Origin of the sequence: Sphingomonas colocasiae, assembly GCF_019880585.1 — a bacterium.
Lineage (GTDB): Bacteria > Pseudomonadota > Alphaproteobacteria > Sphingomonadales > Sphingomonadaceae > Sphingobium_A > Sphingobium_A colocasiae.
In genome coordinates, this window is record NZ_JAINVV010000002.1 from 106,217 (window position 1) to 127,405 (window position 21,189).

A 21,189-nucleotide genomic window follows, 5' to 3' on the forward strand; every position below is an offset into this window, starting at 1 on the left:
ACGCTGCGCCAATTGCGCTTCAAATGTCGAATTTGACGCCCTGCGCAAGGGGCAGGGCGCCGGACCAGTTCACCGTGCTCGTCTGGCGGCGCATATAGGCCTTCCAGCTGTCCGAGCCCGATTCCCGTCCGCCGCCGGTTTCCTTCTCTCCGCCGAACGCGCCGCCGATCTCCGCGCCCGACGTGCCGATATTGACATTGGCGATGCCGCAATCGCTGCCGGCGGCTGAGACGAAGCGTTCGGCCTCGCGCATGTCGGTGGTGAAGATGCTCGACGAAAGCCCCTGGGGTACCGCGTTCTGCAATGCGATCGCCTCTTCGAGCGTGTCATAGGCGAACACATAGAGGATCGGCGCAAAGGTCTCCTCCAGCGCCGGCCCGGCATGAGCGGGCATCGCGACCACGGCGGGGCGGACGTAAAGCCCGTCGATCACTTCTCCGCCGCTCACCGTTGCTCCCATCGCGCGTGCGGCATCGAGTGCCGCCCGCATGCCCTGAAGCGCGGCATCGTCGATCAGCGGCCCGACCAGATTGGTGGAGTCGCGCGGATCGCCGATCGTGATCGACGCCGCCGCGGCGCGCATCCGTTCCAGGAAGGCGTCATGGATCGAACGATGCAGGAACAGCCGGCGCAGCGAGGTGCAGCGCTGCCCAGCCGTTCCCATGAACCCGAAGGCGGAGGCGCGCAGCGCCAGATCCCGATCGGCGGCGGGGGTGACGATCGACGCATTGTTGCCGCCCAGTTCGAGCAATGTACGGGCAAAGCGCTTCGCGGCGCGTTCCGCGACGATGCGGCCCATCCGCGTGCTGCCGGTGGCGGAAACCAGCGCGATCCCCGGATGATCGACCAATGCCGCGCCGATCTCCGCGCCACCGGTGACGATCCCGATCAGCCCCGCAGGCGCATCGCCGAACCGCGCCAGCGCACGCGCCGCGAGCGCCATCACCGCGAGCGCGGTGAGCGGCGTCTTTTCGGACGGTTTCCAGATCACCGGATCGCCGCAGACGAGCGCCAGTGCCGCATTCCAGGCCCAGACCGCGACCGGGAAGTTGAAGGCGGTGATGATCGCGACGGGCCCCAGCGGGTGCCAGGTCTCGCTCATCCGGTGTCCGGGCCGCTCGCTGGCGATGGTGAGCCCGTACAACTGGCGCGACAGGCCGACCGCGAAATCGCAGATATCGATCATCTCCTGGACTTCGCCGAGCCCTTCGGACAGCGGCTTGCCGCATTCGAGCGTGACCAGCCGGCCAAGCGCATCCTTGTGTGCCCGCAATTCCTCCCCGAGCAGCCGGACCAGCTCGCCGCGGCGGGGGCCGGGAACCTCGCGCCAGTTGCCGAAAGCCGTCATCGCCTCCGCGACGCGCGTTTCGGCATCCGCGATGCTCGAATCGGGCACATGGCCGATGATCGCGCCGTCGATCGGCGATCGCACCGGACGCCCCTCGTTCGAACGCGTCACACCTAGTGAATCGAGCAATGCGGCGGCGTCCTGCGCGGTGGGCTGCATGGGGGCTCCTGATGGTTGGATGGGGTAGGCGATGGCGCCTCTTATCCACTATCGCGCCCTGGCGTCACGTCTCTTTCACAGTTGCGCTCTAGCGGCGATGTGCGTTTCAAAATGGGGAAATCCGTATGTCCGTCCGCTCCTTCACGCTCGCAGCGACCAGCCTGATCGCCCTCTCGGCGCCTGCCGTTCACGCACAAGGTGCCCCCGAATCGGCGGATCGCGACGAGATCGTCGTCACCGCGCAGCTTCGCGAGCAGGATCCGATCGACGTGCCGATCGCGCTCAGCGTTTTCGGCGGCGAGCAGCTCGATCGGATGGGCATCGAGGAATTCGACGAATTCTCGCGCTTCGTGCCGGGCTTCGAAGTGCAGAACCAGTCGCCGAACAATCCCGGATTCGTGATGCGCGGCATCACATCGGATAGCGGGAGCGCGTTCAACGAGCCGCGCGTGTCGGTCTTTCAGGACGGGGTATCGATCTCGAAATCGCGCGGGTCCTATGTCGAACTGTTCGACATGGAGCGGATCGAAGTGGCCAAGGGACCGCAATCGACGCTGTACGGGCGCGGTGCGCTGATCGGTGCGGTGAACCTGATCCAGAACAAGGCCGATCCGCGCGACTGGCAGGTGGCGGGCAAGGCATCCTACGGCAATTACAATGCGTGGATGCTCGACGGCATGGCCAATATGCCGCTGGGCGACAGCGCCGCCTTTCGCGTCGCCGGGCGCATCCGCCAGCGCGACGGCTATATCGAGAATCTGCTGGGCGGTCGCGACTTCAACTCGGCAGACACATGGGCGGTGCGCGGCGCCTTCCACGCCGATCTCGGCACCGTCACGCTGGATGTGATCGGCAATTATCAGAAGGACGGTCCGGCCGGCACCGCGTTCAAATCGATCGCCTATCGCCCGACCGATCCGGTGACGGGGGCGGTGATCGGCGATGCCGGCCGCAACAGCGGCGCGGCGCTGGCGCCGGGCGCGGGCTTCGAGGGCGGACTCCCGCTCGGCCTGGACCGCAAGGTCTGGGGCGTGACCGGCATTCTGAACTGGACGTTGAACGATCGTTTCAAACTGACCTCGATCACTGCCTATCGCCGCTTCTCCGCGCTCGAGATCTTCGACGCGGACGGCATTTCCCTGCCCGTGCTGACCGCGGCGGAGGATGCGCGCGGCCGGCAGGCCAGCCAGGAATTGCGCCTGACTTTCGAGGGTGGGCCGGTCACCGCCTTTGTCGGCGCCAATTATTTCCATGAATCGGGATCGCAGCGCACCCCCAGCCAGTTCGACGAGCGTGCGGTGCTCGCGCGCCTGACCGGCCAGCTTGCCGGGCCGATCCCGGGGCGCCCGGCGACCGATCCGATGCCGGCGAGCCTGCTTGCCAACACCGTGTTCACCGGCGCGCTGCTCCAGGGCGTGGCGCAAAGCTATGGCGTCGCGCTTGCCGCGCCCCAGGCGCAGGCGATCGCGGCGAACCTGAAGGCGGCGCATGGCGAAACCGTCACCAATTTCTCGCGCACCAATGCCTTCGATCTGTTCGGCGACGTGACCGTCCGGCTTTCGGACAGTTTCGAGATCGGCGCCGGCGCGCGCTACAGCCATGACGACAAGCGCAGCCGGCTGACCGCCTCGGTGCTCAACGGGCGGTCGATCCTCGGGGGCTTTATCGGCGCGCTCGGCCAGCCCGCCGCCGTTCGCACGGCACTGCTTCAGGCCCTGGCGGCGCCGGGAGCGGCAAGCATCCCGCCTTCGGCAGCCTATCCGGTGCCGCTGTTCGGCCTGGGGCTCCAGCCGACGGCGGGCAATGGTCCGATCGAGGCCGCGGATCTTAATGACGGCGGCCTCACCTGGCGCCTTACCGCACGCTATATCCCGAATGCCGATACGAGCATCTACGCAACCTATGCACGCGGCCGGCGGCCCGAAGTGCTTTCGGCCACCGCGCCGTCGGCGCCTTTCGCCGCTGCGCGCTTCGACCTGCTCGAATCCGAAACCGTCGACAGCTTCGAACTGGGAGCCAAGACGGCGCTGGCCGATCGCACGCTGTTCCTCGACGGATCGATTTTCTATTATCAGTACGACAATTTCCAGACGACGGTGCAGCAGGGCACGCAGTTTGTCACGACCAATGCCGGCAAGGCCGAAAGCTACGGTTTCGAGGGGCAGATGCGCTGGGTGCCCGATGATGCGATCAGCCTGTTCGCGAGCTATGCCTATAATCACAGCCGCTTCAGGACGGGCGTGCGCGACGGCAATCGTTTCCGCCTGTCGCCCGATCATTCGGCCTCGGTCGGCGCGGTCCTGTCGCTGCCCGCCGGGCCGGGCCGCATCGTGCTGACGCCCAGCCTGACCTGGCAATCCAGCGTCTTTTTCGATGACGACAATGACCGGCCTGCGCTTCAGCAGCCGCCCGCCGCGCTCGTCGCCGACACTATCCAGGACGAGCTTCAAAAGGGTTATGCGCTGGTCAATGCGCGCCTCGGTTACGAAGCGGACGACGGCGCCTGGCGGATTGAGGCATTCATCGAGAACGCGTTCGACAAGAAATATATCAAGGACGCGGGCAATACCGGCGATGCGCTGGGGCTGCCGACATTCATTGCCGGAGAGCCGCGCTTTTACGGGATCAGCGCGAGTTTCCGCTTCGGCGGGCGCCGCTGAGGCGAGCCTGGGCCATGCGTTCGGGCCGGGAATGGCGAAGTGCTGTCGATGCTTCGCCGCACCCGGCCCGAACGGCGCGATCATATGCCGGGCCGATAAGGCTCAATCGGCGATATGGTCGATCACGATCTTTCTGATGGCTTCCTGGCGGGTCAGGCCGCCGGGCTGGCGCATAATCCAGTCGTCGAGCGCATCGAGCAGAGCATCGTCGACGCGCAAGCCGATCATCGTCTTGCCGGCGGTTCGTTCGGGCCTGGGCCAGCCCACGGCAGTATGCTTCATCGTTACATCCTCACAACCGGAGCATGAGACGCATCTCCGGCGGGGATCGCTTGGCATGCAATTGTTACGAATGCTGTGATCTGTCGCACAGCGTCGCGATATTTTCCGACCGATCAATCGTCCAGCATCTGCAGGATATGATCGGCGCGATCCCGGACGCTCGCCTTGGGAAGGGGGGTGACGTCATAATCGAGCAGCGCATAGGCAAGGCAAAGCCGCTCATATTCCGCGATCGCCGCCGTCAGCGCGTGCGGGCGCTCGGGATCCTTCTCGTAGATTTCCGGCCAGGGCGGCGCCATGAACATCCGGCGATGATAGGGATGCGCGCGGCAGAGCGGCCCCAGCACCGGCTCTCCGGTCGCATGCTGGAGCGCTGCCGCTGCGTCGACCAGGCCCCGATCGAAAAAGACCCACCCTGTCTCGCCGCCGGCGGCCGCGCGATCCGCAAGCGCGAGTGCGATCGCCCGGCGCGCGAAGGCTGCCATATCCACCCAGGGCAGCGCGGCGCCGTCGCCCGCCCGCTCTTCTTGGACGATGCGCCGGCCCGGTTCCTCGACCACGGCGTGGCCGCGCCTGCGCAATTCGGCGGTCAGGGTCGATTTGCCGCCCCCGGAGCAGCCGGAGATGACGACGAACCGGTCGCCGGCGACACTCACCGATCGCTCCCGAAATCGATGCGGCCGATGCCGCCACTCTTCACGTCCTTCAGCACAACCATCGATTCCACGCGCTTGACGATCGGCATCGCGGTGAAATGGCGTTCCAGCAGCCGGTCATATTGATCCATCGATTCCAGATCGAACTGGACGAAATAATCGCAGCCGCCCGCGACGAAATGGCAATGCGCGACCTGCGGCAGCGCGGTCATCGCGCGGCGAAAGGCATCATGGCCATCGGGCGTGTCGCGCTCCAGCGTCACCAGTGCGATCACCTTCAGGCGAGGTCCGAGGATCTCCGGATTGATCACCGCCACGTCTGCGATGATCACGCCGTGACGGCGCAGGGCTTCGATACGCCGCCGGCACGAGGAGGGCGAAACCGCCGCCAGGCCCGCGATCTCGGCATAGGTCAGCTGATTATTCGATTGAAGAATATCGAGAATCTTTCGATCGATACGATCCAGAGTTTTCAAATCATCCTCCCTCTCGCGGTCGAATTAGCCGAATGGGGCAGCAAGATCGCCTGAAAACGCCGGAGAATGATCAATTTTGACCACATTCGGCACGGGCGGCAGCCTATGTCTTGCCCGGGCCAATCGGGCAATCGGGCAATCGGGCAATCGGGCAATCGGGCAATCGGAGGGTGGAATGAGTTTGGAGACGTGCAAGCCGGGAACGATCGCAGCCTGGGGCGGGGAGGAAACGCCGCTTGCCTTCGGAGCCGCGCAGGTGCCGATCGTCCAGAGCGCGCCCTTTGCCTATCCCGATATCGACAGTTGGCTCGACGTGGCGCTGCTTCGCGCCGACGGCCATATCTACAGCCGCAACACCAATCCCACGGTGGATGTGTTCGAGGAGAAGATCCGGCTGCTCGAACAGGGGGAGGCGGCGACATCCTTCGCCAGCGGCATGGCTGCCATTTCCAACACGCTGTTCACCTTCGCGCGGCCGGGTGACCGCATCGTCTCGATCTCCGACAGCTATGGCGGCACGTCGAAACTGTTCCTGGAATTCCTGCCGCAGATGGGCGTCGAGGTGGAACTGGTCGAAACCGGTGATGGCGATGCGCTGGATGCAGCGATCGCGCGCGGATGCAGGATCGTCTATCTGGAAACGCCGACCAACCCGACGCTCAAGATCATCGATCTGGAACGCGCCATCACCTCGGCCAAGCGGGCGGGGGCGATCTCGATCGTCGACAACACCTTCGCGACGCCGATCAACCAGAACCCGATCCTGCTGGGCGCCGATCTGGTGGTGCACAGCGCCACCAAATTCCTGGGCGGCCATGACGACGCCATGGGCGGCGCGCTTGTCGGCAGCGCCGAACTTGTCCGTCAGGTCTATCATTATCGCGAGATCACCGGCGGCAATCTCGGCGCCTTCCAGGCTTATCTGCTGCTGCGCGGCATGAAGACGCTGGAACTGCGCGTCGCGCGGCAGAACGAAACCGCGCTGGCGATGGCCCGCTATCTGAGCGCGCATCCCAAGGTTGAGCAGGTCTTCTATCCCGGCCTCGAGAGCCATGTCGCGCATGATATCGCGGCGCGCCAGATGCGGGGATTCGGTGGCGTGCTGAGCTTCTCGGTCGGCGATGATTTCGACGCGACCAAGCGTTTCCTGAACGCGCTCAAGCTCGCGCACCGCGCCGCCAGCCTGGGCTCGGTCAACACGCTTGCCGGCCCGCCCTGTACGACCAGCCATGTCGAATGCAGCGCGGAGGAACGCGCGCAGCTCGGCATTCCCGAAACGCTGGTCCGCTATTCCTGCGGGATCGAGGCGTTCGAGGATCTGCGTGACGATGTCGCCGCGGCGCTCGACCGAGTGTAGCTGGAGCCTGCGGAACGTCGCCGCTTGACGCGATTGGGCTTCTTCTCCGTATAGTCGGCCGATGATCTATGATCGACCATGGCTTGAGGCCGAATACACAGCCGGATCCGACCTGGGCTATCTTCTTTTCTGGGGGCATCAGCCCGCCCGGGACGGGAGCATTGGCGCATCCTGCTTCAGCCAGTGGTGGCCGGCCGATTTCACGATCGAAGGCACGACCTATCCAAGCGCCGAACATTGGATGATGGCGGAGAAGGCCCGGTTGTTCGGCGACGATCAGATCGCTCGCGAGATCATCGTCGCGTCCAGCCCGAAGCAGGTGAAGGCGCTTGGCCGGCAGGTGAAGGGCTTCGTCGAACCGGAATGGGATCGCGAAAAGCGCGGGATCGTCGCAAGGGGCAATCTGGCGAAATTCGCGCAGAATGCCGGCTTGCGGGATTTCCTGCTGTCCACCGGCGACCGGATATTGGTGGAAGCGAGCCCGGTGGACCGGATCTGGGGCATCGGGCTGGCCGCCGACGACGCGAATGCGCACAATCCTCTGGAATGGCGCGGCGAAAATTTGCTGGGTTTCGTCCTGATGGATGTTCGCGATGAACTGGCCCGTTCGCCGGCTCGTCCGGCATGACGACATATTGGCGGACGGGGTGGGATTCGAACCCACGGTGAGCTTGCACCCACGGCGGTTTTCAAGTTTATCGTAGCTGATGTTTGCGCAGGTTTACAGGCGTTGTCATAAGCAAGCGATATTCCCGCAAATAAAGGGTTTTAGGTCGCTGGACGTTTTACGTAGGTTGCCGTAAGTTAGCATAAGCTGCTTATGACATGCTTACGAGGTTTTCCGCAATGGCATCCAAACTGACAAAGACGGTCGTTGACCGCATTAAGCCCGGCTCCAAGGACGAGTTTCATTGGGACGCTGAGGTGAAGGGCTTCGGCGCTCGCGTCACGCCCAAGGGTAAGATCACCTTTGTCGTGCAGGGGCGCGTTGAGGGGAGCGGCAAGGAAGCTCGCATCACCATTGGCGCTTACGGCGTCTTCACCGTGGATCAGGCACGGGACGTTGCGAAGGAGCATCTGCGCTCCATGCGGATGGGGAACGACCCCCGCGACATGAAGAAACAGAGCGAGGCGATGAAGATCACCTTGCAGGCTGTCTGCGACGCTTACGTGTCCCGCCCCGGCAAGCTGAAGGCCACCAGCAGGGAGGCCATTGAGCGGCATGTGCGGACCACGTTTGAGGCGTGGAAGGACAAACCGGTCGTCAACATCACCGAGGATATGTGCCGCACCCGGTATCGCGAGATGCTGACGAAGGGCCTGCGTGGTAATCGCGAGGGTGGCTCACCGGGGCAAGCAAATCAGGCGTTTTCCGTGCTCGGCGCGTTGCTGAACTACGCCGCGCGCCAGCACAAGCGGGCGGACGGTTCGCCGCTTATCGCCCACAACCCCGTCAGCATCTTGCGCGATGACAAGGTGCGGTTGAAGCCGCGCACCGCCCGCATCCTCGACAACAAGGTGGGTGCGGCGTGGCAGGCGCTTACCGAGTGGCGCGCAACCGCCCATAATCGCGATACCATGTCGAGCATCGACCTTGTGCGGTTCCTCATGCTCACCGGCCTTCGCATTAGCGAAGCGTCCTCGCTGAAGTGGAGCCAGGTCCATCTGGAAGACGGGTATTTCCATCTACCAAACCCCAAGAACAGCAACCCCGTGTCCATGCCGCTTTCCACGCAGGCCGTGGAGCTGCTGAAAGCCCGCCCTAAGGTTGAGGATAACGAACACGTCTTCCCGTCTTGGGCCGCAGCAGGCCATATCAAAGATCCCCGTGATCTGATGAAGAAGCTGAGCGTGGTCGCCGGGATGCACATCACCCCGCACGCGCTGCGACGGACCTACACGAACGTGGCGCTGCGCCAGTGCCGTATCGAGAAATTCCGCACTGACCTGCTGACTAACCACATCACGCGCGACGTGACCGCCGAACACTACTTCGACACGACGAACCTCCAGTGGCTCCAGCCGGAAGCGCAGAAGATCGGCGATCATCTGGACCTAGAAGCGGCGAAGGTGGCGGGTGCCAACGTGGTGGCGCTGCCCCAGCGAGCGTGATGTACGCGCTGGGCACCGTGCGCCGGGGCTACAGGGGCGGCACCAGCGCACTGCAGGGTTAGGGGCGACAGTACGGCGATCGCCCCTGTGCCGGCCCCGTAGCGAAGGTCCGCCCAGCCAGCCAAATCCGCACATTTCGGGCAAACCGGTCGAGAGGGTGACCGATGGCATCATCCCCTCCCTCGGTTTTGAAGATCAAAAATTCGGCTCGATTTCCTGGCCGACCCCGATCCCGGTTTGGGATAGCGGACCTTGCATTTTATCCAACACTGGCTCCCTAGCCTGTGCTAACAACGCAGTTGCAGCGCCCAACCTCGATAGGGCAATGCACATCGGGCCTCGGTATTAGCCGGGGTAGCCTATCCCCAATCCGTTCGCTCTGGGGTTACAACGGCGGGCATCCTTGCCTGCCGGTTCGCGGCATCGACAGGCGTGCAGGAGCGCCTGCCATGAATGCCGTTAAAGTCATCAATCACAACGACGCAGCCGCCATGATCGGTATTACCCCCGCGACTCTTCGCTTTTGGAGATGCAAGGGGAAGGGGCCGCGCTTCATCAAGCTGGGCGAATCCAAGCAGGCGGGCGTCTGTTACGACCCTGCCGACATTGAGGAATGGAAGGCGGCGCGCAAGTTCGCGTCCACCAGCGCCGCGACCGTGGGCCATCCGGGCGATGCGTAACGCGCCCGTCGCGAAAAGCGGCCGGATGCCCAGCAACACCCGACCGCCTCATCCAAAAGTCTCCAATCCTCGTCGAAAGACCAGTGACATGCACAATTTACAGGGCCACGCCGCAGGTCCGCAACCCCGGCGCATTTCCCCGAATGTTTTTGCGAAATATTTTGCTTCGCATAAAAATTTGCCGGATGCAGGCGGCATTGCGGGAAAATCCTACCCTACCCCCACCGGCGGGGAGGCTCATTATGGTTGACCTGACTGAATTGTGGAAACTGCCCGCTGGCAATGATGACCACATTAAGCAGCAGGAAGCAGAGCAGGCCGCAGCGATGCGGGAATATCTAGCAACCGCTACCCTTGACTCTACCCAGCAGCGCCCAGTGCATGGTGCATTGCCTATGCCACCGGGTTTCGTCGGTGCGCTTGCGCAATATGTCTTGCAACATGCCATCCGTCCTGTGCCGGAGGTGGCCGTGGTTGCGGCGCTGGGCATTATGGCCGGGATCGCGGGTCGGGAGTGGACCACATTCACCAACAGCGGCTTGAACCTCTATATCGTGCTGGTCGCTAGGTCCGCCATTGGCAAGGAGGCAATGCACACCGGCATCGCTACCGTGATGCGGGCGGCTGAGGTGCAGAACCCCGACGTGCGGGAATGCTTCGATTTCAGCGAATACGCATCCGGCCCCGCGCTCATTAAGGGCATCAACCTGCACCCCTGCCTGCTCAACATCGCGGGTGAGATTGGCCACAAGTTCTTGGCCATGTCGAAGGGGCGGGAAAGCGCGTTGAACAGCCTGCGCAAGGTGCTGACCGACCTTTACAGCAAGTCGGGGTCCAGCGGCATCGTGGGCGGCATCAGCTACAGCAGCCAGGACAACAATGTCCTGTCGGCGGATAGCGTGGCGTATAGTCTGGTTGGCGAAACGACCCCCGGCACCTTCTACGAGTCCATCACCGATGGCATGATGAGCGACGGGTTTATGTCACGCTTCCTAGTGATCCAGTATGATGGCGAACGCCCACCGGAGAACCCCACGCCATTGGCGGGTCCACCTCTGCCGCTTGTCGAATGGCTGGCTAAGATTGCGCAGCACGCTTTCACGCTTCGCACGCGAAGCCTGTTTTGCACGGTGCCCCCGCAACCTGATGCACGGCGGGTGCTGGATGCGTTTCGCGATGAATGTGACCACAATATCAATGCAGCGGGTGACGACGAGCGATTGCGGCAGCTATGGGCGCGGGCGCACCTCAAGGCGCTCAGGGTAGCCACGCTGCTCGCGGTGGGCGACCAGCCCTTTGAACCCAAGGTGACGCTGGCGCAGGTGGAATGGGCAATCACGCTGGTCAGGCATGGCAATGCGGCATTTTTAAAGCGCATTGACGCTGGCGAGGTTGGCGAAGGCACTGACGGCGGGCGCGAGCGGAAAGTCATTGACCTGTGCAGGGAGTTTTTGTCGCTGCCCGCTGACCATAAGGCGCTACGGAATTATAAGCACGGCAAGGAAATGCAGCAGAACGGCATCGTGCCGCGGCGCTACCTCCAGCAGCGCACGCAACGGTTGGCGGCGTTTGAGGGGCACAAGTTGGGACACACCCCGGCGCTAAACATGGCGATTAAGACCGCCATAGATAACGGCGCGCTGATGGAGGTGAGGAAGGACCGGCTGGTGGAGTATAGCTACTTTGGGCAGGCGTATCGTGCGCTGTGCCTGACCTGAATGACCACCGTGGCGGGCGATAGCTACCGGCTGCGTTAGCGAATGCAGTCCGCCACGGGTTGGAGCGAGGGCTAAAGCTAGCCCGCCGTAGCCACCCGGCGGCTAACGCCCCAAGCCCGCGAAAACCCTAGGGATTTATACCATAATACAAACTGCGTTAGTGTGTTAGTGTAGGGTGTCCGTTCATAGCGATATTCAGTCATATTAGGGGGTATAGCATAGGGGGTGGGGCGCTAACGGCTATTGCGCTACCGCTGCCATGTGGTCACTTCCGTTCGTTTACATGCGGCGCGATTACGGTCGCGATGGGGGATTTCGGTTTGCTGGCACCTATTGTTGATTTGCTCAATGCGAACTTGGCTCGCGTGGAGAATCTAATCGGCCTGTATGGGCCTGCGCGTCGTGGCAGAAGAACGGTTCAAGAAACTGATGTGCTTCGTGCGGCGCTGGTGCTGTTGCACGCTTCGATGGAGGATTTTCTCCGGTCCCTCTTGGTATGGCGCGCGCCGAACGGAGCGAGGGACAAAATCGACCAATATCCTCTTGTTGGCTCCGACAGCAAAGACCCCAAGAAGTTTCTGCTTGGGGCGTTGATTGAGCATCGGGGCAAAACCGTCGATGACCTCATCAGGGAATCTGTTCAAGAACACCTTGAGCAATTTTCCAGCTTCAACCACCTTGGTGATGTTAAGGACGCCTTGAAGGAGTGCGGTATCCAAGGCGCTATTGTGGAAGCCAACAACTTCGGACAATTAACAGCGATGATCGCGAGGCGGCATAAAATTGTTCATAAGGCAGATCGTAACGAATTGCAGGGCGGTCAAGGAAATCATCGCACCAATTCTATCGGTCTGAACCATCTCAATAGCTATTTGGAATCGGTGAAATCGCTTCGGGATTTTGCTCAGGGCAATTTGCCAGCGGCATAGCACCGCGCTCCTGCAACGCAGGCCAGCAGCGCCGGACACAGGGGCGCGAAAGCGGCACCGTCGCCGCTACGGGGGCACCCCATGCGCGCCGCGCCCCAGCGGGCCTTACAGCGCACATACATGTATGTAGTCCAAGCTAAAAAGTCAGGACCTGCAAATATACAATTTTGCGGTCTCAATGTGTAAGACTTGAACTAAGTATTTGTAATAGCAAAATAATTGCTTGCGGACCTTCGCGGGACTTCGTTACGCATAAGCCTACCGTAACTTATCAGCCGAAAGTGTGGTTCGATATGGCCGATGAAATTGACACAAGAGTTACCCCATCTTTTCATCCTGAAACTGTGCGAGCAATTGAGGGATACGATGACGACACCGCTAGCATTCTTGCCGGGGCCGAGGCAGCATTCAACGAAGCTTATATCGGGGTTGGGCGCGTCCACGATGCACGCGAAGCAGGCAAGACGAACCCAGCATGGACGGCGGACAACGCGCTGATCGAGACGCAGAACTTCGCGGACAAGATGACCCTCAACCTCGCCAAGCGGTTCGACAGCGCCACCGCGAACCTGGGCCGTGTGATTGCGGGGCTGGAGCGCGACCTGTCCCAGCCCATTGAGAGCCGAGGTGTTGGCGCAATGTCCGCCGAGATTCGCTCTTATGTCCACGCGCTGCCGATGGGCGAACGCATAGGGTTCATCCAACGAGCGATTAACGCAGGCGACGAGCGCACGATCGGGGCGGTTCTCGGTGGGCCGGCATATCTGTCCGGCCTCACTCCCGAAATGGTAACCACGCTTCTCCGCATGCATCATGAGAAGTCCAATCCTCGCGCGGCAAAACAGCTGAGAGCGGCGAAGGCAGGCCTCGAACTGCTCGGAGAGCGTGCACCGCTACTTTTCAAGGAAATGGAAAAAGCGGTCGGCGCCAAGCAGGCCAAGGTCCAACAGCTCCGCGCCGCCAAGGCCGCTGCTGAAAAGTCCTTCGTCGTCTGATCCTTGTTCTAAACAATCCGAGGCATCCGATGACTGACACGATTGCCCCCCCTTGGGGGACGGACTGGAGGCCCACGCCGCCACCTATCCCCACCGAGCCGCGTGGCCCCGGCAATCCCGCATGGAAACCCGGCGTAAGCGGCAACCCTCGCGGGCGTCCACCGGGGCGACCGGATCGGCGTTTGTTGGCCACGCAGCAGATGCTCGACGAGATGCGGAACATCGTTGCCGTGCTGGTAGGCAAAGCGTTGGAAGGCGACACGAATGCCGCCAGCATCGTTCTCGCCAAGTGCCTGCCCAGCATCAAGGCGCAGGCGGAGAAGGTGAACTTCGAATTCGATGCAACCGCACCGATCAGCGATCAGGTTGCCCAGGTGCTTGATGCCGTAGCCGCTGGGGCGGTCGCGCCCGATGTCGGCAGGCTCATCATCGACAGCATCAAATCGCTCGCGGACGTGCGCGCCAGCGAGGAGCTTGAGGCCCGGATCGCCGCTCTAGAGGAGGCGAAGGATGCCCAAGGGTAAAATGCAATTGCGCCAACTTCGCTGCAAAAAAGGTCGAGCGAGACCGGCCTTGCCTGAAATCCATTCCTACGGGGACCGGCCATGAGGATACCGACAACTCGCAATGTGGTCATCACGGAGGCACCGGAACCGGATGATGTATTCGTCTATGTCGGATGGAGCGGTCCGACTGACGGCCCCCAAGTCCGCCACACCATGTCCACGCGCTACATGCCCATCACCGAATATCAGGCCTGTGTCGATTGGGCGGTGAGCATGGCGGACCAGATGTCGCACCCGCTCTATGTCGTGCCTCTCAATCGCCGCGACGTTCTGTTGACCGGCAGGTTCCACCCAATCCGCGCGGCCATCCAGCGCATGACCGATCAGGAGCGCAGCGAGATGCGGCGGATCGTTGTAACCACATGCTGCGAGGTCATGCGCGACTGCGACGACCCGGAAATCCGCGCAGATATGTTCGACGTGCTGCGCAAGCTGAAGGTGACATATGAAAGCTGACATTTCGCTGGCGGAGCGCCGTCGTATCGAACGCGAGCAGCAGGCGGAGATTCGCGCCATGCTGGCCCCGCGCCACTTCGCCGTCACGCAGGAGCAGATGGCTATTGATGCAGCGCTGTTTCAGATGGAGCTAGAACACCTCCGGCGTGCCGCACCTGCCATCTATGCCATTCTGGGGCGCGGGCCTGTCGAAGTGTCCGCGCCAGTGGTCATTCCCGAACCCGAGCCTGTCGCTTCCGCACTTGTTCCTGAATCGGTGGCGGTTCGTCCCGGTGCGCCTGACCTGCCCTTTGACCTGCGGCAGCGTTTCGGACTGCGATAACCACGATGGTAGGCATCCGGTCCTTGCATAAGCGGATCGCGAAGCTTGAGAAGGCCGATATGCCAACGCCATCGCCATTCGTACGGTGGTTCGGGTCATTTGACGGATGGGTTGAGCAGGCGGTGTTGCCGGGCGTAGAAAGAGGGGTGCTGGACCCCGGCGACATGGTGGAGATTGTCGCTGCCCTTCGCCGCTGGGAGCATGACGGCACTTGGTCCACAATCACATATTGAAACCTTAACCCTCTGTATGTCACAGAGATCCCGCGATGCGGCATAATCCGCTCGTGGGGCGTGGAATCCCCTTTGGCGCGTAGCTCGGTCGATTTTTCGGCCGGGTGACCGTCGCGTATGTCCAAGCGCAAGCCAAAGGTGGCGGTGCCTCGGGCTACGCACGAGGATTCCAACACCCGGCTTAGGCTGGGCGCTCCAAATTTGAATTGGAGCAGTCACCATGCCGTCATCCTCGATTCAAGCACGCAATGGCGAAACCCCTCCCACCGAGCTGAGCATAAAGTGCCGTGCGGTCTGGGAATATCTCAACGACAATCGCGAACTGACCGTGGCCGAGATTCGCGAGGTTGGACGATTGAAGGGGTGGAATGATAACAACACCCGTCAAGAGTATTATCGCTGGCGCAAATATCATGGACTGACGAAACGATGATTGTTGCTCCGGCACGATCCAACCGGAAGCAGATAACTGGCAACGCAGCTCTATTTTATGTTGCGTGGCAGCTATCGCGGCGTGGTTGGCATGTGATGCCAACGATTCGCAATGCGCGAGGATCAGACCTGTTTGTGGCAAATGGGGATGAAACAGTCTTCTTCGGTGTTCAGTCGAAAGGGCAAAGCGCGAAGGATGACATCAAGGTTGCGACCGTCCGCGAAGGCAACGTGATTGACCATGTTATGTCTGATTGGTGGATCATCACTAACGAGCCATCATCAGATCAACCGACCTGTTACATACTGACCAAGGTGGAAGTAGCAGAACGCGCCAAGCGGGATCGCGATGGTCAATGCTGGATCAAGCTGACTCACTGCCACGAGTTCAAAAATGCTTGGGATCGCATTGGGATGGCACCAACCTTTTGAGGTTGGCGGAAGAGGTGGGATTCGAACCCACGGACGGGTTACCCCGTCGCTGGTTTTCAAGACCAGTTCCTTAAACCACTCGGACACTCTTCCATGCCGTTTCGGGGCTGGCAGCTTACGACAGGCTTATGGGTGAAACTACCCGGCGAATCGAACCTAAGCTAACCCCTTGTAACCACACTCCTATTCACGCGGGCAGCTCACCAGCTCCAGTAGCTTTCAAGACCGCTGCCTTAAACCACTCGGCCACCCGTCCGGCTCGCGCGGCATATGCGTTTGGTGCGAAAAGGGAAAGGGGGTGGCGTTCATCGGCCCCGATGTGCCGGATGCGGGTCGAAAGGGGATTCACCTGACGCACAGCCTGTGGCAGTCTGCCGGCCTGTTGGGGAGTTGTATGCGTCTTTTGATCCCGATTTCGATGTCTCTGGCGGCGGTTGCGCTGCCTGTCACCGGCCTGCTGGCGCCGGCCCCCGCGATCGCGCAAAGCGAGGAGGCGGCGTTCCAGGCCTATCTGCCGCAGCTTCGCGCCCAGGCCGAGCGCCAGGGCGTCAGCCGCGCCACGCTCGATTCGGTGATGCCGACGCTGACCTTCAACGCGCGCGTGGTGGAACTCGACCGCGATCAGCCCGGCGGTTCGGCCAATGCGCCGATACCCAATTTCGCGCCTTACCGGATCAGGCATGTGGATGCGCCGCGGATCAACCGCGGGCGCGCCAAATACCAGGCGTTGCGCCACCATCTCGCGCGGATCGAGCGCGAGACCGGCGTGCCCGAATCGATCATGGTCGCGATCTACGGCCATGAGACCGGCTACGGATCGGTGATGGGCAGTTTCGATCTGGTGCGTGCGCTGGCGACGCTCGCTTATGAAGGACGCCGCCGCGACCTGTTCGCGGGCGAATTCATCGCCGCGCTGAAGATGATGGATGAGGGCGTGCCGCGCAGCCGGCTCGTCGGAAGCTGGGCGGGCGCCACCGGCTATCCGCAGTTCCTGCCTTCCGTCTATCTGCGGCTGGCACGCGACGGCGACGGCGACGGGCGCAAGGATATCTGGACGAGCGAGGCCGACGCGCTGGCGTCGATCGCCAATTATTTCGTCAATGCCGGCTGGCGCCCCAACGTCCCCTGGGGAATCGCGGTCAATGTGCCGGGCGGGCTCGATCGGGCCGCATTGCGCAGCAAGATCGTGTCGCCGCGCTGCCAGCGTGTCCATGATCGCCACAGCCGCTATCTGACGATGGCCGAATGGCGCCGCCTCGGCATCACCCAGATTTCGGGGCCGCGCCTGCGCGATGCCGAAATGGCCACATTGCTCGAACCCGACGGGCCCGGAAAAACCGCCTATCTGCTAACCGGAAATTATCGGGTCATCCTCGATTACAATTGTTCGAATTTCTACGCGCTGTCGGTGGGGTTGCTAGCGGATGAAGTGGAACGTTGAACGGGCGGTGATCGCCGGCGTCCTGGCGCTGGCGTTTTCGGGGCAGGGTGTCGCGCTGGCGAAGGACAAGCGCCCGCCGCAAGGCCAGGGGGCATTGCCCGTCGCGAACATCACGGGCGTCAGCGACGTTCCCGTCACGCTGGGTGAGCCCTTCAAGGTTGGTGACGTCACCTATCGCCCGGAGGACCGGGCCGATTATGACGATGTCGGTTATGCCGCCGCTTATGCCGAACCCCCGCAGGGCAATGCCACGGCCAATGGCGAAGCGTTCAATCCGAACGCCATCACCGCCGCGCACCGGACGTTGCCGCTGCCCAGCTATGTGGAAGTGACGTCGCTCGAGACCGGGCGCACGATCCTGGTGCGCATCAACGACCGTGGCCCGTTTTCCAACGATCGGCTGATCGATCTGTCGGATGGCGCGGCGCGTCAACTCGGCATCGCGGGGGCGGGGCGCACGCCGGTTCGGGTGCGGCGCGTCAATCCGCCGCAGCAGGAACGCGCGGTGTTGCGCCAGGGCGGCTCGGCCGCGGAACGGCTTGAAAGCCCGGTGATGATGTTGACGGCATTGCGCCGCAAGCTCGGCATCACGCCGACTCCGCCGATGGCGGTTGCCGCTACGGCGCCAAAGCCGGCTAATCCGGCACCGACGGCAATCGCGACGACCCCGATTCCGCCGTCCGCCGTCGAGCAGCCGGCGTCGGCGCCGAAGCTGGTCGTCGCCAGCGAGGGGCTGGCTGCGGACGCGATCGAAACGCCCAGGCCGGCGGCCAAGAGCTCCAGCCCAGCGATAATCGCCGGCGGAAAGTGGTTCGTTCAGCTCGGCGCCTTTTCGAACAAGCCCCGCGCGGAGGCGCTCGCCAAGAAGGCCGGTGCGCGCGTCGATGCCGTCGGTTCGCTGTTCCGTGTCCGCTTCGGGCCGTTCGCGAACGAGGCCGCCGCGAATGAGTCATTGCGGAGCATCAAGGCGAAGGGCTATCCGGAGGCACGTATCCTGAGCGGCGGCTGACGGCCGCCGCGCCTGTCGCGAGTATAGCCCCATGAAACCCGTCCTGTTCGTCTCCTTCGCCGCCCTGGTCGCCGCCGTTCCGGTCACCGCCGCCGCGCCGCCCTATGAAAGCACGGCCAAGGTCGCGTTCCTGCAGGATCTCTCGTCGGGCGCGGTGCTGTACGACAAGGGCGCCGATGTCCGCATGCCGCCGGCATCGATGGCGAAGATGATGACGGTCTATGTCGCGTTCGATCTGATCAAGCAGGGCAAGCTCAAGCTCGATCAGACGTTCGCGGTGCGCCCCGAAACCTGGCGGCAATGGCATGGCCCCGCCGCCGGATCGACGATGTTCCTTGAGACTGGCGAGCAGGTGAGCGTGCGCGACCTGCTGCACGGCATCGTCACGCTTTCGGGCAACGACGCCTGTGTCGTGCTGGCGGAAGGGATTTCCGGCACCGAGCCGGCCTTTGTCGCGCTGATGAACGCGAAGGCCAAGGAACTGGGCCTCGCCAACAGCCATTTCGGCAATTCCAATGGCTGGCCCGACGAAGGCGTGACCTATGTCACCGCCCGCGACCTGGCGTCGCTGGCGCGCTCCACGATCGAGGACTTTCCGGAGCTCTACAAGGATTTCTACGCGCGCAAGGATTACAGCCGCACGCTGAGCGACGGCAAGACGATCAACCAGGAGAATCGCGATCCGCTGCTGGGCCGCGTTTCGGGGGCGGACGGGCTCAAGACCGGCCATACCGAGGAAGCCGGCTATGGCTTCACCGGATCGGCGGAACAGAATGGCCGCCGCCTGGTGATGGTGGTTGCGGGGCTCGATTCGTTCAACGGCCGTATCGAGGAATCGGTCCGCTTCATCGATTGGGGCTTCAAGGCCTGGACGACCAAGCCGCTCTTCACCAAGGGCAGGAAGGTCGAGACCGCCGAGGTGCAGTTGGGCAGCGACAGCGAAGTCGGCCTGGTCGCGCCGCGCAACCTGGCGGTGACGCTGCCCAATGGCGTCGCCGGCACCATGCAGGTGAAGGTGGTCTATAACGGCCCCATCAAGGCGCCCATCAAGGCGGGCCAGCATATCGCCGATCTGGTCGTCACCACGCCGGACACGCCGCCGCAGACCATGCCGCTCGTCGCCGAAAGCGATGTGGGCGAGGCCGGTTTCTTCGGCCGCGCCTGGGCCGGGCTGATGTCGATCTTCGGGTGACGGCCGCCGCGGCCATGGGCCGCTTCATTTCGCTGGAAGGCGGCGAAGGCGTCGGCAAATCGACGCAGATCGCGGCGCTGGCGGAGGCCTTGCGCGCGCGCGGTGTTGATGTGCTCGTTACCCGCGAACCGGGGGGCAGCGAAGGCGCGGAGGCGATCCGCCGCCTGCTGCTGGAAGGGGATGCCGGCCGCTGGGGGCCGCGCGCCGAAGCTCTGCTGTTCGCGGCCGCCCGCTCGGATCATCTCGAAAAGACGATCCTGCCGGCGCTGGCCGACGGGAAATGGGTGTTGAGCGACCGATTCATCGACAGTTCGCGCGCCTATCAGGCGGGCGCGAGCGGCCTGGCCGACGCCGATATCCTGACGCTGCACCGGATCGGCAGCGCGGGACGGTTGCCCGATCGTACATTGCTGCTGACCCTGCCCGAAGCCGTGGCGGCCGAGCGTGCAGCGGCGCGCGATCGCGGCGGTGCGGATCGGATCGGCGGACGTGACGCGATCTATCACGCCCGCGTCGCGCAGGCTTTCGCGCATCATGCGGACGAGGATCCGCACCGCTTTCGCGTCGTCGATGCGAGCGGCATCGCCGATCATGTCACGATACGTCTGCTCGATGCGCTGGCGGATCTGCTGCCATGACGTCACTTGTCGGCCATGCCCATGAAATCGCTGCCTTTATGGATGCGATGGCGAGCGGACGCCTGCATCATGCCTGGCTGCTTGCCGGGCCGCAGGGCGTGGGCAAGGGGCGTTTCGCCGACGCCGCAGCGCTGCGCATGCTCGCCGAGGCCGCCGGGCCGCCCCCGATGGCACCGGGGCTTGAGGTTTCACCCGATCATCCGATCGCCCGGCTGATCGATGCGGGCAGCCATCCGGATTTTCGCCGGCTTCAGCGCCTGCCCAACGAGCGGACTGGCGATCTCGCGCGCAATATCCCGATCGCGCAGGTCCGTTCGCTTCAGGGCCTGTTCGCGACCACGCCCTCCCTGTCGCCGCGCCGGGTGATCGTGATCGACGCGATCGACGATCTCGAACGCGCCGCCGCCAACGCACTGCTCAAGAATCTGGAGGAGCCGCCGGCCGATACGGTGTTCCTGCTCGTCAGCCATGCGCCGGGGCGGCTGCTGCCGACGATCCGTTCCCGCTGCCGGGTGCTCCGCTTTGGTCCGCTCGCGCCGGAGGAAATGGCCAGCGTGCTGCGCGACGAATTGCCGGAGGCCGATGCGGATGAAATCGCCGCATTGGTGCGGGTCGGGGAAGGGGCCCCCGGACGCGCGCTCGGCTTTGCCGGGCTCGATATCGCCGGTCTCGATCAGGCGATGGCGAGTATCGCCGCGACCGGAGATCCCGCCGCCGCATCGCGCACGGCGCTTGCCAAGGCGCTCGCGCTCAAGGCCGCCCAGCCACGCTACGAAGCCTTTCTGCAGCGCGCGCCGGGCTTCATCGCAACCGCCGCGCGCACGCGTTCCGGGCAGCAGCTTGCCGATGCGTTGAAGCTGTGGGGCGATGCGCGCGATCTCGCGGCCGGGGCCGTCGGGCTTTCGCTCGATCCGCAAAGCGTGGTTTTCGAACTCGGTACGCTGATCGCCGGGCTTGCACGGCGACGCGCGGCCTGAGAGTCTGTTTGGAAATGCGCGGAAGAGCGCATTTCCAAGGCTGCACCGGCCCGCTCCCCCACCCGACCTCCCAACGGCAGTATATTATGGGAGGTCGGGTGGGGGAGCGGGCCGGTGCA

The 21,189-nt window shown here is 63.2% G+C and carries 23 protein-coding genes and 1 tRNA gene; 19 read left to right on the forward strand and 5 right to left on the reverse strand.

Annotated elements, in window-relative coordinates:
• Positions 1-19: 19 nt before the first annotated feature.
• A complete protein-coding gene (amaB, locus tag K7G82_RS03655; protein WP_222988487.1) occupies positions 20-1,507 on the reverse strand; it encodes an L-piperidine-6-carboxylate dehydrogenase in 1,488 nt (495 codons plus the stop codon).
• A gap of 125 nt (positions 1,508-1,632) precedes the next feature.
• On the opposite strand from amaB, the gene K7G82_RS03660 reads away from it, so the two are divergent.
• A complete protein-coding gene (locus tag K7G82_RS03660) occupies positions 1,633-4,167 on the forward strand; it encodes a TonB-dependent receptor (protein WP_222988488.1) in 2,535 nt (844 codons plus the stop codon).
• Between the two features lie 102 nt (positions 4,168-4,269).
• Here K7G82_RS03660 and K7G82_RS03665 read toward each other — a convergent pair whose 3' ends face one another.
• From K7G82_RS03665 to K7G82_RS29995, 3 genes are all read right to left on the reverse strand, one after another.
• Entirely contained in the window at positions 4,270-4,449 is a 180-nt protein-coding gene (locus tag K7G82_RS03665; RefSeq protein ID WP_222988489.1) for a hypothetical protein, read from the reverse strand.
• A 113-nt stretch (positions 4,450-4,562) separates the two neighbouring features.
• A complete protein-coding gene (locus tag K7G82_RS03670) occupies positions 4,563-5,105 on the reverse strand; it encodes an AAA family ATPase (RefSeq protein ID WP_222988490.1) in 543 nt (180 codons plus the stop codon).
• Positions 5,102-5,521 (reverse strand): Lrp/AsnC family transcriptional regulator, encoded by a 420-nt coding sequence (locus K7G82_RS29995; protein WP_425517243.1) that lies wholly within the window; start codon positions 5,519-5,521, stop codon positions 5,102-5,104. Before K7G82_RS29995 ends, K7G82_RS03670 begins: the two co-directional genes overlap by 4 nt.
• Here K7G82_RS29995 and K7G82_RS30170 point away from each other — a divergent pair.
• The 13 genes from K7G82_RS30170 (at position 5,441) to K7G82_RS03735 (ending at position 15,813) form a co-directional block, all read left to right on the forward strand.
• Positions 5,441-5,635 (forward strand): hypothetical protein, encoded by a 195-nt coding sequence (locus K7G82_RS30170; protein ID WP_246623238.1) that lies wholly within the window; start codon positions 5,441-5,443, stop codon positions 5,633-5,635. The two genes, K7G82_RS29995 and K7G82_RS30170, sit on opposite strands and share 81 nt — an antisense overlap.
• Before the next feature lie 121 nt (positions 5,636-5,756).
• Positions 5,757-6,938, forward strand: a complete 1,182-nt coding sequence (locus K7G82_RS03680; protein WP_222988492.1) for a cystathionine gamma-synthase family protein — start codon at positions 5,757-5,759, stop codon at positions 6,936-6,938.
• A gap of 61 nt (positions 6,939-6,999) precedes the next feature.
• On the forward strand, positions 7,000-7,566 hold the full coding sequence (ybiA, locus tag K7G82_RS03685; RefSeq protein WP_222988493.1) for a riboflavin biosynthesis intermediates N-glycosidase: 567 nt from the start codon (positions 7,000-7,002) through the stop codon (positions 7,564-7,566).
• Positions 7,567-7,784: 218 nt separating this feature from the next.
• Entirely contained in the window at positions 7,785-9,050 is a 1,266-nt protein-coding gene (locus K7G82_RS03690; RefSeq protein ID WP_246623239.1) for a tyrosine-type recombinase/integrase, read from the forward strand.
• A 449-nt stretch (positions 9,051-9,499) separates the two neighbouring features.
• Positions 9,500-9,730, forward strand: coding sequence for a helix-turn-helix transcriptional regulator (locus K7G82_RS03695; RefSeq protein WP_222988495.1), 231 nt, complete (start codon positions 9,500-9,502; stop codon positions 9,728-9,730).
• A gap of 242 nt (positions 9,731-9,972) precedes the next feature.
• Positions 9,973-11,448: a DUF3987 domain-containing protein gene (locus K7G82_RS03700; protein WP_222988496.1), complete on the forward strand. Its 1,476-nt coding sequence runs from the start codon at positions 9,973-9,975 to the stop codon at positions 11,446-11,448.
• Between the two features lie 305 nt (positions 11,449-11,753).
• Positions 11,754-12,377 (forward strand): HEPN domain-containing protein, encoded by a 624-nt coding sequence (locus tag K7G82_RS03705; protein WP_222988497.1) that lies wholly within the window; start codon positions 11,754-11,756, stop codon positions 12,375-12,377.
• Positions 12,378-12,670: 293 nt separating this feature from the next.
• Entirely contained in the window at positions 12,671-13,372 is a 702-nt protein-coding gene (locus K7G82_RS03710) for a hypothetical protein (protein ID WP_222988498.1), read from the forward strand.
• Between the two features lie 29 nt (positions 13,373-13,401).
• Positions 13,402-13,896 (forward strand): DUF5681 domain-containing protein, encoded by a 495-nt coding sequence (locus tag K7G82_RS03715; RefSeq protein WP_343228522.1) that lies wholly within the window; start codon positions 13,402-13,404, stop codon positions 13,894-13,896.
• Positions 13,897-13,977: 81 nt separating this feature from the next.
• Positions 13,978-14,394, forward strand: coding sequence for a hypothetical protein (locus K7G82_RS03720; protein ID WP_222988499.1), 417 nt, complete (start codon positions 13,978-13,980; stop codon positions 14,392-14,394).
• Complete coding sequence (locus tag K7G82_RS03725; RefSeq protein WP_222988500.1) at positions 14,384-14,716, forward strand: hypothetical protein; 333 nt, start codon at positions 14,384-14,386, stop codon at positions 14,714-14,716. Before K7G82_RS03720 ends, K7G82_RS03725 begins: the two co-directional genes overlap by 11 nt.
• A gap of 453 nt (positions 14,717-15,169) precedes the next feature.
• The gene (locus K7G82_RS03730) at positions 15,170-15,382 is read left to right on the forward strand and encodes a hypothetical protein (protein WP_222988501.1); all 213 of its coding nucleotides are present in this window, start codon (positions 15,170-15,172) and stop codon (positions 15,380-15,382) included.
• Complete coding sequence (locus K7G82_RS03735) at positions 15,379-15,813, forward strand: hypothetical protein (protein ID WP_222988502.1); 435 nt, start codon at positions 15,379-15,381, stop codon at positions 15,811-15,813. Before K7G82_RS03730 ends, K7G82_RS03735 begins: the two co-directional genes overlap by 4 nt.
• A 3-nt stretch (positions 15,814-15,816) precedes the next feature.
• Here K7G82_RS03735 and K7G82_RS03740 read toward each other — a convergent pair.
• Positions 15,817-15,906 (reverse strand) — tRNA-Ser (locus tag K7G82_RS03740).
• A 301-nt stretch (positions 15,907-16,207) separates the two neighbouring features.
• Between K7G82_RS03740 and K7G82_RS03745 the strand changes: the two genes are divergently transcribed.
• Genes K7G82_RS03745 through K7G82_RS03765 form a run of 5 tightly spaced genes read left to right on the forward strand, consistent with a single transcriptional unit; the run spans position 16,208 to position 21,070 of the window.
• Complete coding sequence (locus K7G82_RS03745) at positions 16,208-17,254, forward strand: lytic murein transglycosylase (RefSeq protein WP_222988503.1); 1,047 nt, start codon at positions 16,208-16,210, stop codon at positions 17,252-17,254.
• Entirely contained in the window at positions 17,238-18,263 is a 1,026-nt protein-coding gene (locus K7G82_RS03750) for a septal ring lytic transglycosylase RlpA family protein (RefSeq protein ID WP_222988504.1), read from the forward strand. Before K7G82_RS03745 ends, K7G82_RS03750 begins: the two co-directional genes overlap by 17 nt.
• 31 nt (positions 18,264-18,294) lie before the next feature.
• On the forward strand, positions 18,295-19,455 hold the full coding sequence (locus tag K7G82_RS03755) for a D-alanyl-D-alanine carboxypeptidase family protein (protein WP_222988505.1): 1,161 nt from the start codon (positions 18,295-18,297) through the stop codon (positions 19,453-19,455).
• A 14-nt stretch (positions 19,456-19,469) separates the two neighbouring features.
• A complete protein-coding gene (tmk, locus tag K7G82_RS03760; RefSeq protein ID WP_222988515.1) occupies positions 19,470-20,093 on the forward strand; it encodes a dTMP kinase in 624 nt (207 codons plus the stop codon).
• The gene (locus tag K7G82_RS03765) at positions 20,090-21,070 is read left to right on the forward strand and encodes a DNA polymerase III subunit delta' (protein WP_222988506.1); all 981 of its coding nucleotides are present in this window, start codon (positions 20,090-20,092) and stop codon (positions 21,068-21,070) included. Before tmk ends, K7G82_RS03765 begins: the two co-directional genes overlap by 4 nt.
• Positions 21,071-21,189: the final 119 nt, after the last annotated feature.